The 8,861-nt window shown below is 63.3% G+C and carries 9 protein-coding genes; all 9 read right to left on the reverse strand.

What is annotated here, in order from left to right; genetic code table 11:
• Position 1: 1 nt before the first annotated feature.
• Entirely contained in the window at positions 2–655 is a 654-nt protein-coding gene (locus AX709_RS08320; RefSeq protein ID WP_066548715.1) for a 3-oxoacid CoA-transferase subunit B, read from the reverse strand.
• The gene (locus AX709_RS08325) at positions 655–1,362 is read right to left on the reverse strand and encodes a CoA transferase subunit A (RefSeq protein ID WP_062126710.1); all 708 of its coding nucleotides are present in this window, start codon (positions 1,360–1,362) and stop codon (positions 655–657) included. The genes AX709_RS08320 and AX709_RS08325 overlap by 1 nt, the downstream gene beginning before the upstream one ends.
• A gap of 18 nt (positions 1,363–1,380) precedes the next feature.
• Positions 1,381–2,271 carry a dioxygenase family protein gene (locus tag AX709_RS08330; protein WP_066548719.1) on the reverse strand — a complete coding sequence of 297 codons (891 nt, stop codon included), beginning with the start codon at positions 2,269–2,271 and terminating at the stop codon, positions 1,381–1,383.
• A 34-nt stretch (positions 2,272–2,305) separates the two neighbouring features.
• Positions 2,306–2,596, reverse strand: a complete 291-nt coding sequence (gene catC / locus AX709_RS08335; RefSeq protein WP_062126717.1) for a muconolactone Delta-isomerase — start codon at positions 2,594–2,596, stop codon at positions 2,306–2,308.
• 4 nt (positions 2,597–2,600) lie between these two features.
• Positions 2,601–3,764, reverse strand: coding sequence for a muconate/chloromuconate family cycloisomerase (locus AX709_RS08340; protein ID WP_066548723.1), 1,164 nt, complete (start codon positions 3,762–3,764; stop codon positions 2,601–2,603).
• A 328-nt stretch (positions 3,765–4,092) separates the two neighbouring features.
• Positions 4,093–6,726 carry an AAA family ATPase gene (locus AX709_RS08345; protein WP_066548726.1) on the reverse strand — a complete coding sequence of 878 codons (2,634 nt, stop codon included), beginning with the start codon at positions 6,724–6,726 and terminating at the stop codon, positions 4,093–4,095.
• On the reverse strand, positions 6,723–7,838 hold the full coding sequence (locus tag AX709_RS08350) for a metallophosphoesterase family protein (RefSeq protein ID WP_066548734.1): 1,116 nt from the start codon (positions 7,836–7,838) through the stop codon (positions 6,723–6,725). Before AX709_RS08350 ends, AX709_RS08345 begins: the two co-directional genes overlap by 4 nt.
• Before the next feature lie 78 nt (positions 7,839–7,916).
• Complete coding sequence (locus AX709_RS08355; protein WP_066548737.1) at positions 7,917–8,303, reverse strand: type II toxin-antitoxin system VapC family toxin; 387 nt, start codon at positions 8,301–8,303, stop codon at positions 7,917–7,919.
• Positions 8,300–8,545, reverse strand: a complete 246-nt coding sequence (locus tag AX709_RS08360) for an AbrB/MazE/SpoVT family DNA-binding domain-containing protein (RefSeq protein ID WP_066548739.1) — start codon at positions 8,543–8,545, stop codon at positions 8,300–8,302. Before AX709_RS08360 ends, AX709_RS08355 begins: the two co-directional genes overlap by 4 nt.
• Between the last annotated feature and the right edge of the window lie 316 nt (positions 8,546–8,861).

Here is an 8,861-nt window from a genome sequence, read left to right on the forward strand (position 1 = left end):
GTCATGCGGCGCGCGCCTGCGCTGCCGACGCGTCAAGCGCAGCACCGGTCTTCGCGCCAATCTCCTCTATTGTGACCCCAGGCGCCAGTTCGACAAGGCGCAGTCCGGGCTTGTCACAGGCGATCACACCAAGGTCGGTGACGATCAGATCGACGCACGCCTTGCCAGTCAGCGGCAGACTACACGTCGGCAAGATCTTCGGCTCGCCGGCCTTGTTCGCGTGGTCCATCACGACAACTACGCGCTTGACGCCGGCGACGAGATCCATCGCACCGCCCATCCCCTTCACCATCTTGCCGGGGATGGTCCAGTTGGCGATGTCGCCTCCCTCGCTGACTTCCATTGCTCCAAGTACCGTCAGATCGATGTGGCCGCCGCGGATCATCGCGAAACTGTCAGCGGAAGAGAAGAACGATGAGGTCGGTAGCGCAGTGATCGTTTGCTTGCCCGCGTTGATGAGGTCAGGATCGGCTTCACCTGCAAAGGGAAACGGTCCCATGCCCAACATGCCGTTCTCCGATTGCAGCGTCACGTCGATGCCATGCGGGATATGGTTGGCGACCAGTGTCGGAATACCAATACCGAGATTGACATAGTATCCGTCGCGCAATTCACGCGCGGCCCGCGCGGCCATTTCGTCACGACTCCACGGCATCAGACGGCCTCCCGATTGCGCGTGGTCAGCTTTTCGATCCGCTTTTCGTTGATGGTGCTCTTCACGATCCGATCCACGTAAATGCCGGGTGTATGGATGCAGTCAGCGTCGAAGGTGCCCGGCGGCACGATCTCTTCGACCTCCGCCACGGTTACCCTGCCTGCAGTGGCCATCACCGGATTGAAGTTGCGCGCCGTCTTGCGGAACATGAGGTTGCCAGCCGTGTCGGCACGCCAAGCCTTCACGATTGCCAGATCCGCGCGCAGCCAAGTTTCGCGGACATAGTCCTCGCCGTCGAAGCTCTCGACAGGCTTTCCTTCCGCAACAACGGTGCCCACCCCGGTCTTCGTGAAAAAAGCCGGGATACCTGCTCCGCCGGCGCGGATCCGCTCGGCAAGCGTACCCTGCGGCGTCAGCTCCAGCGCCAGCTCGCCCGAGAGGTACTGCTGCTCGAACAGCTTGTTCTCGCCGACGTAGCTCGAGATCATCTTGCCGATCTGCCGCGTCTCCAGCAGCATCCACAGTCCAAAGCCATCGGCGCCGGCGTTGTTGGAGATGACGGTGAGATCGCGAACGCCGCTGGCGCGTATCTCCGGAATAAGGCTCTCGGGATTACCCGAGAGCCCAAACCCGCCCGACATGATCGTCATGCCATTGAAGAGTAGTCCATCCAGCGCGGCGGCTGGCGTGTCGTACACCTTATTCATCTGACCGCCGCTCCGGTCTCAGGCTGCCGCACGAGTGCGGGCGGAGAAAACGCCGTCCTCGTGGGAGGCGGAACGCTGAAGCTCGAAATCAAACGCGACATAAGCACTGTCACCTTGGCGCTGCGGCACAGGCAGCAGCCCTTCCCGCGTGGCGAAGGCGAAATCGTCATTGGCGAAGGGATCGTCGCCGAAGTTGATCTGCGTTGTCAGTGCACGGTATCCGGGTGCTTCAACGAAGAAGTGGACGTGTGCCGGACGATTGCCGTGGCGGCCGATCGACTTCAGCAGCCGTTCCGTCGTGCCATCGGGCGGGACCGAATAGCCGTTCGGCATCTTCGAGTGGAAGGAATAGCGGCCGTCCGGTCCGATCTTGATCCGACGGCGATTGTTGAACGGCGTCTGCGCTCCGGTGGGATCGAAGTGCGAGTAGAAGCCGTGCGAGTTGGCGTGCCAGACGTGGAGGATTGCGCCATCGGGCGTCTCGCCCTTCGGCCCCTTGATTTCACCCGTCATGTAGAGGGTGCCAGTTTCGTCGGGATCATCGCTGAGGTTCACGTCGCCTTCGACGAGCGGCGCACCCTCCACATAAAGCGGTCCCTCGATGGTCCGCGGCGTGCCACCGCTCTCGCCGGCCTCCTTGTCCTTGGCGTCCATGTAGAGGTCCATGAAGTGCTCGAGGCCGAGCCCTGGAACGATGAGCCCGAATTCACCCACGCCGTCCTGGAAGAACTTGATCGCCGACCAGAACTCACTCTCCGTGATGTCGTACTTGGCGATGGCAATCATCACCGCCTCGACGAGATCGCGCGTGATCGCCTTGATGCGCGGATCACCGCCTTCGACGGTTCCGCCGCTGGCGCGATCGAGGAGGTTCTGTACCTCCGGTGTCTGCACGAAATTCTCGTTCATCGTTCCTCTCCTTGGCGTCTTATTTAATGATTGGTCAGCGATCGTCGTCATGGATCGACGATGGATGCCTGCACAAAGCGGTGACCTTCACTTCCATGTACGGAAACAGCGGTAGCGTGCTGAGCAGATCGTGAAGTTCTACATTGCCGGGCACGTCGAAGATGCTAACGTTGCTGTAGCGCCCAGCGACGCGCCAAAGATGACGCCATATGCCTTGTCGCTGGAGATCCTGTGCGCGCGCCTTCTCCTCGGCTTTGAGAGCCTCGATCATCCCGGCATCGGCATCGTGCGGGATGCGCACGTCCATAGTTACGTGGAATAACATCGTCTCAACCCACCGCCTGAAGTGGCATCACTACCGTGGTACGTAACGGCCGATCACGACGCAGCGCGGCGATTGCCTCCGCTCGCGGCTCAATACCGAGACCTGACGCGGTCGGCAGCACAAGCGAGCCCGCTTCGTATCGTAAAGGTTCGGCGAGCAGTTCCTCGGTCAGGAGCAGCGGACCGAACAGCTCGGTGCCGTATTCGAGCGCGCCAACGGTGGAAAACACGTGGGCGGAAGCGATTGTTCCGATGCCGCCCTCCAACATGGTGCCGCCGTAGAGCGCAATTCCAGCAGCCTCCGCGATGCCGGCCAGCTTCTTAGCCGCTGACAGTCCACCCGCCTGTGCAATCTTGATGGCGAAGACGTCTGCGGCATGTCCGCAGGCGAGCGAATAGCCGCTTTCCGGTCCGTGCAGCGCCTCATCCGCCATGACAGCGACGCAGCCCATCTGGGTCAGCCGGGCCATGCCTAAATTCTGGGTCGCGGGGATCGGCTGCTCGACCAGGTCGACCCCTGCATCAGCAAGCATCGGAAGCGCGCGCTTTGCCGTCGCTTCACTCCATGCCTGGTTGACGTCGACCCGCACGCTGGCGCGATCGCCCAGCGCCCGTTTGATCGTGGCGACATGCGCGACATCTTGCTCGAATGGGCGTTTGCCGATCTTGAGCTTGAAGGCATGGTGTCGATCCCGCGCCAGCATATCCTCCGCCTCTGCGATGTCACGATCCGTATCGCCGCTTGCCAGCGTCCACAGCACGGGCAGCCGATCGTGCAGTCGCCCGCCCAATAGTTCACTGACGGGCACGCCGAGGCGCTTTCCCTGCGCATCGAGCAAAGCGGTTTCGATCGCGTTCTTGGCAAAATGGTTCGCCACGATATGACGACGCAGCATCGCCATCGCCGACGCAGGACGCGCGTCGCTGCCAATCAGCACCGGCGCGACGTAGCGATCGATCGTCAACTTGATGCTCTCAGGGCTTTCAGCTCCGTAGCTGAGGCCGCCAATCGTTGTTCCCTCGCCAAAGCCAACGATTCCATCGGAACAGAGCAGTCGGACGATTACGATCGTCTGTGACTGCATCGTTGCGACAGACAGCACGTGTGGCCGGATCGTCGGCACATCTAGAATGATTGTCTCGATGGCGTTGATGGTAACGCGTGTCATCGCCCCGTTCCTCTCCTCAGCTATGTGAGGCTAGGAAAATAAGCTGATCGTGAAAAATGCCGATTTGGTTGGCCATGATACCTTTTCGGCATCGGGCTTAGGCGCTGAATGCGATCGACGGAGTCGCGGCGGCCCGATTTTATGTCCCGCAGCCAGCTATCACAGACACGATGCCAGGAAGAACGCCAGAGCCATCTTTCTTGGCCGTTTTACGTTAGAATCGGATTACACCGCACCGCGCAATGCTTTCGCCAGCATCATCGTCAGCTCACCGCGGTTGACGCCGTAAAGCAGGCAGGCCGCTTTCCACCAAAATGTATAGGTTCCGCTACCGACCTCCCGTCAGGCTGATCCGATTGCCAAGGTGACGGAAGGCGCGATCACGGCAGGTAAGCAGGATGACCTGCATCCGTGTTGCGGCCTCGGTCAGGATTTCGGTCATGATATCTAGTCGGGTATCGTCCGAGTAGACCAGCGGGTCGTCCAGGATCAGCGAGACCGGCGCTCCCTGCTCAAGGAGCATGTCGGCAAAGGCGAGCCGGGTGAGAACCGCTAACTGCTCCTGCGTGCCCCTGGAGAGATCGCCGCAACTCTCGCCCAAACCGTCCCGAGCAATTGACGCCAGACCAAGGTCGTCGCCAAAGCCGGGGTCCGCACCCGGCAGCAGCCGTTCGATGTGCCGGCGCGCACGCCGCGCCACTGGCCCGACGAACGTCCGCGACGTCTCGACGCGTGCACTCTCCAACGTGTCACGAAGCAGCTTCAGCGTCTCCGCTTCCTGCGTTACACGTGCCAGGTTGGCAACTGCGGCATCAGCCTCCTCTCGCGCGACTGCGGCGCGGTCGGCCAGCCCCTTGCCGCCTTCCGCCTCGATCCGCGCCTCCAGCCCGGCAATCACCTTTTCCAGGTCGGTACGCTGTGCCCGGGCCACCCCGACCCGCTTGTCTAGCAGGCCGATCTGCCGTTCGATCGTCGCAACGTCATGCGCGGTCGCTGCGCGTTCGGCATCCTGCAGGTTGACGAGCGCTGCCGCCTCCTGCTGGCGCGCTTCGCGCAAGGCCTCGTCAAGCGAAGCCACCTCGGGCCTGGCTTCCAAGGCGGCAAGCTGTGCCGCGGCGTTCAGCGCATCCCGCTCGGCGCCAGCTTCCTGCACCATCAGAGGAGCATTGCGCGCCTCCACTTCGCGCAACTGCTCGGATGCCACCGCATCGACACCTTCAGCCCTTGCAAGGGCCGTATCCGCCTCACCCGCTGCAACCGTCAATGCCTCGATGTCGGCTTCTTCGTCCCTCTCCTGCCCTTCCGCGCCTTCCTCCAATTCGGCAATGAAGAGCTTCAGGGCGGGCGCACCCGCCTTGATCCCGAGCAGCGTCACGGCAGGCGTGATCCCGGCGATCCGCGCTTCAACCGTGCGAAGGTTGGCGACCGCGTCTCGCGCGGCCTCGTTGCGAGCGCGAGCCGCAGCGACGCTCTCCACCCCGTGCTCGGCTAAGGCTGCGTTCAGATCATCGGTCGCATTGGCGAGTACCGTTTCGGCGCCTTGCAGCCCGACCGGCGGCCGGATGATGAGCTCGGCATTGCCCAGTCGGATGCGCGTCTCGCGAGACAGCATCCGGTCACCACGCTCCGCCGCAGATCCGTCGATCGTCAGGCCGCTGAGATCGCCGGCGAACTCGATCCGCGTCGCACCGGCATCCACGGCCGCCCGCGCCTTGTCCACGGCACGTTCACGTTCTTCGAGGGCCTTGATGACGGTGGTGGGGATCATCGCAGTCGCGAGCTGGCGCGTCGCTTCGTATTCGGCCTCCAGCGCAACCAGCTCGGCATATCGCCGTCGTGCCTCGCCGATTGCCCCCCGGCGCTCGCGCTCCGCAGCCCGTATCCGAGCAGCGTCAAGTGCCGCGTGGGCGGTCCGCCGAGTGTCACGATCACGGGTTAGCAGCTCACGGGCTGTCGTTGCTCGTTCCTGCGCGGCCGCCAGCTCCCCGACCAGGCCCGATCGGCTATCCCGTGCCTTGCCAAGCGCCGTAGCCGTGTCGACGACAGCTTTACGTGCGGTTGCGAGGCGCGATGCGAGATCCTCGAGTGCCTTGACGCGGTCGACAAGCCGGCCCTGCTCGGCGCGGCGTGTGTCGAGCAGTTGAGCGGCAGAACGCGCCACGTCGAGCTGGCCTACCAGCGCCCGACGCTGCTCAGCATCGGTGGTATCGGCAAGATCGCGATCGAGCACCTTCAGCCGCGCCCGCGCAGCCTCGAGATCGGAGAAGCCCTGCTCGAGTGCGGCAAGCCGAGTTGCCGCCTCGCTCGCGGCGCGTTGTGCTGCCTCATGTTCGTCGCGTGCGGCAGTCTGGCGACCGGTCGGCCGACCGCTGTTGGTCCAGTATTCCGCGAACTGGCTGTCGATGCGGGGGCGAACACGCTGGTAGGCGGCACCACCCATGATCGTGCCGACCTCGGCTTCCAGAGTAGCGCGAACGCTGTCGCGCACGATCTCGCCCGGCGCCGTCACCTCAAGCGCCTGCGCCTGCCCAACCCACAACAGGCCGAGTGCGCCGTGCGCTGCCGCGTCGCCGCCCTGGCTGGTGTCGCGACGCGCGCCGAGCAGCGCTTGCAGCTGCGCCTCGGCATCCTCGCCCTGCGCACGCCCGTTCGGTCCCCGAACCTCAACCGAAGCACTCTTCAGGAAGCGCTTGCTGACTTCCCACGCCTCGCCTTTCGCCTCGAAGCCGATCTCGATCTGCGGGGCGACGGCCTCACCGTAAGGCGCGTAGCTACGCGCAAGCCGGTTAGCGGTGTTGTGCCGGATGAAGAAGGCGGCGCGCATCGCTTCCAGCAGCGTCGACTTGCCGGTCTCGTTGGGCTCGATGATGACGTTGAGCCCATCGGTCAGCCCGTCCAGCACGAAGGGGTCGCGGTATTTGCGGAAGTTTGAAAGCGCGATGCGCCGGATCCGAAGGCTCATGCCGCGTCCTGCCCACGCTGATGTTCCACAAACAGGCGCTCAAGCGCCCGCCTGGCAATGGCGCCGTCGCTGCCACCGGCCTCTATCATGCTCATCAGCTTCGCCGCGGCCGTGCCGATCATCCCCTCGACCCGCAGGTCTGCCAGATCCTGTTCGCTCGGCCGACCGACGAGATCGTCGGCGGTGACCGCCAGATGGCGCAGGCGATGGCGCAGGTCGTTGTCGAGGCGCGCAAGGATCGCGATACGATCGGACAAACTGACGATACCCGAGAGCGAGAGCTGCAAGAGGGTTGCCGATGGTTCGACCTGCGCAAGCAGCCGGTCGCACTCGGCGGCGAAGCCCTCCGCGTCGGCCACCGTCCACGAACGCATCAGCCACTGGAACCTGCCAGTACGGATTGGCGACACCGACGGCTCCGCTCCTGCCTCAAGCGTCACGAGCAGAGCGTAGCCCGGCTCATCCCTCTGGAAGCGATCGGTTTCTGGCGTTCCTGAATACCAGGTGCGTGCATCGACCCTGAGGCTCCCGTGCCAGTCGCCCAGCGCAAGATAGTCGAGGTTGGAGCGCTGCGCGCGATCAGGTGCGATCTGGTTCTGAGCCTCGCCTCGCGACGAGAAGTCGCGGATTGAGCCGTGAGCGAGACCGATGCGCAAGCGCGCGCCTGGCGTCTCCATCGTGTCGAACAGCGCGGTTGGATCGTCGAGATTGTGCCGGTGGGTTAGCGGTGCCGGCAGCAGCCACTGCCCGGGCTCCAACTCGCATGGCACCGGCTCGGCGAGGATGCGGATATTGCCGACGCCCTTGGCGCGGACACGATCCCACAAGCCGCTATTGCGGGCGAAGTCGTGGTTGCCGGGCAGCAGCCACCAGGTACAGGCATAGCGCTGCATCCGCGACACCGCCTGCACGATCACGCGGTCTTCCGGTCCCTCAGTATCGAACACATCGCCGGCGACCAGCACGTGCGCGACGTCATGCTCAGTTGCAGCTTTGCCGATCGCGTCAATCGCATCGAACCGCGCTTCGCTGAGGGCAGCGCGCACGTCGCTGTCGAAGCGGCCATACGGCTTGCCGAGTTGCCAGTCGGCTGTGTGGATCAGGCGTAGCATGGAAACCTTCTGGCGGTGCGGGTCATGGCTGTCGAGCGGGACGTCCTGCCCCCTTCCCTACCCCGCCACCATGTAAAGTCAGCGGATCGTGACAACCTTGACCTCGACCGCATCGGCGATCTTCTTCCAGTTCTGGTCGCTGGTCCATGCGGGCAGACCGTCGCGCTGCGCGAGTGCCAGGCAGAAACGATCACCAAGGCTGAGCCCCGCCTCGGCTGTGGCCGCCCGCAACCGCCCGGCAATCTGCGCGAGTGCCTTGTCGGCCGGCACGACCGTCAGCGGCAGTGGATCGAGCATCGCATCGACTTCGCGCTCGGGCATGCCGGCATGGACGAAGTGGCTGACGACCTCAGCATAGTTGACGCTGCTCACCCGCGCCCCACCGATCTCAGTCGCGACCTTTGTCGCTCCGCGTTCGCCTTTGAGCATCGCGATGATCGCAGACGCATCCAGCACCACGCTCATTCGCCGCTCTCTTCCCGGCGTCGGGCAAGGAATGCGTCCACGGATGCGTCAGGATTACCGCCGGTGTACTGCTTGGCCAGAGCCTGGGCGCGTGCCACAGCCTGGCCTGCCGTCCGCAACACCACGCCGTCCTCCGTCTCGTCGAGATAGACTGCACCACCGCCACTCAGGCCAAGGCGCTTCCGGACGTCCGCCGGAAGGCTCATGCGCCCATTTGGCGTAATGTTAATTTGCAAGGTCATGTTAGCATACCAGCCCTAATGCACCACGTCTATGCAATATAGCTGAAGCGTCCATCCACGACAACAATATCGCGTTCGCGCCCTTCCTTCCTTCCAATGTCACATTTGACCTTGCGTGTCACATCGCTACAATCCTGCCAAATGCGCAATTTAGGAGGTGCGTTTTGGGTATGCCTTTTGAAGACCGCCCCTAAACTGGTGCCTTAATGGTGCTTTTCCCACTTTAAAAAGACTGGACAAACAAGCACCACGTATCGAAGATGTAAACGCTCGCGCTAAGTGGCGGCATTCTGATCGCGCTATTTGTCGGCGAGCG

Origin of the sequence: Sphingomonas sp. CCH15-F11 (assembly GCF_001557005.1) — a bacterium.
In the GTDB taxonomy this organism is placed as follows: Bacteria; Pseudomonadota; Alphaproteobacteria; order Sphingomonadales; family Sphingomonadaceae; genus Sphingomonas.

What these genes read in the sequence shown, in the direction of transcription:
- AX709_RS08350 (WP_066548734.1), bottom strand. Translation starts at nt 7,838, where the DNA reads ATGCTACGCCTGATCCACACAGCCGACTGGCAACTCGGCAAGCCGTAT.
- catC (WP_062126717.1), bottom strand. Translation starts at nt 2,596, where the DNA reads ATGTTATTCCACGTAACTATGGACGTGCGCATCCCGCACGATGCCGAT.
- AX709_RS08360 (WP_066548739.1), bottom strand. Translation starts at nt 8,545, where the DNA reads ATGACCTTGCAAATTAACATTACGCCAAATGGGCGCATGAGCCTTCCG.
- AX709_RS08320 (WP_066548715.1), bottom strand. Translation starts at nt 655, where the DNA reads ATGCCGTGGAGTCGTGACGAAATGGCCGCGCGGGCCGCGCGTGAATTG.
- AX709_RS08330 (WP_066548719.1), bottom strand. Translation starts at nt 2,271, where the DNA reads ATGAACGAGAATTTCGTGCAGACACCGGAGGTACAGAACCTCCTCGAT.
- AX709_RS08340 (WP_066548723.1), bottom strand. Translation starts at nt 3,764, where the DNA reads ATGACACGCGTTACCATCAACGCCATCGAGACAATCATTCTAGATGTG.
- AX709_RS08325 (WP_062126710.1), bottom strand. Translation starts at nt 1,362, where the DNA reads ATGAATAAGGTGTACGACACGCCAGCCGCCGCGCTGGATGGACTACTC.
- AX709_RS08345 (WP_066548726.1), bottom strand. Translation starts at nt 6,726, where the DNA reads ATGAGCCTTCGGATCCGGCGCATCGCGCTTTCAAACTTCCGCAAATAC.
- AX709_RS08355 (WP_066548737.1), bottom strand. Translation starts at nt 8,303, where the DNA reads ATGAGCGTGGTGCTGGATGCGTCTGCGATCATCGCGATGCTCAAAGGC.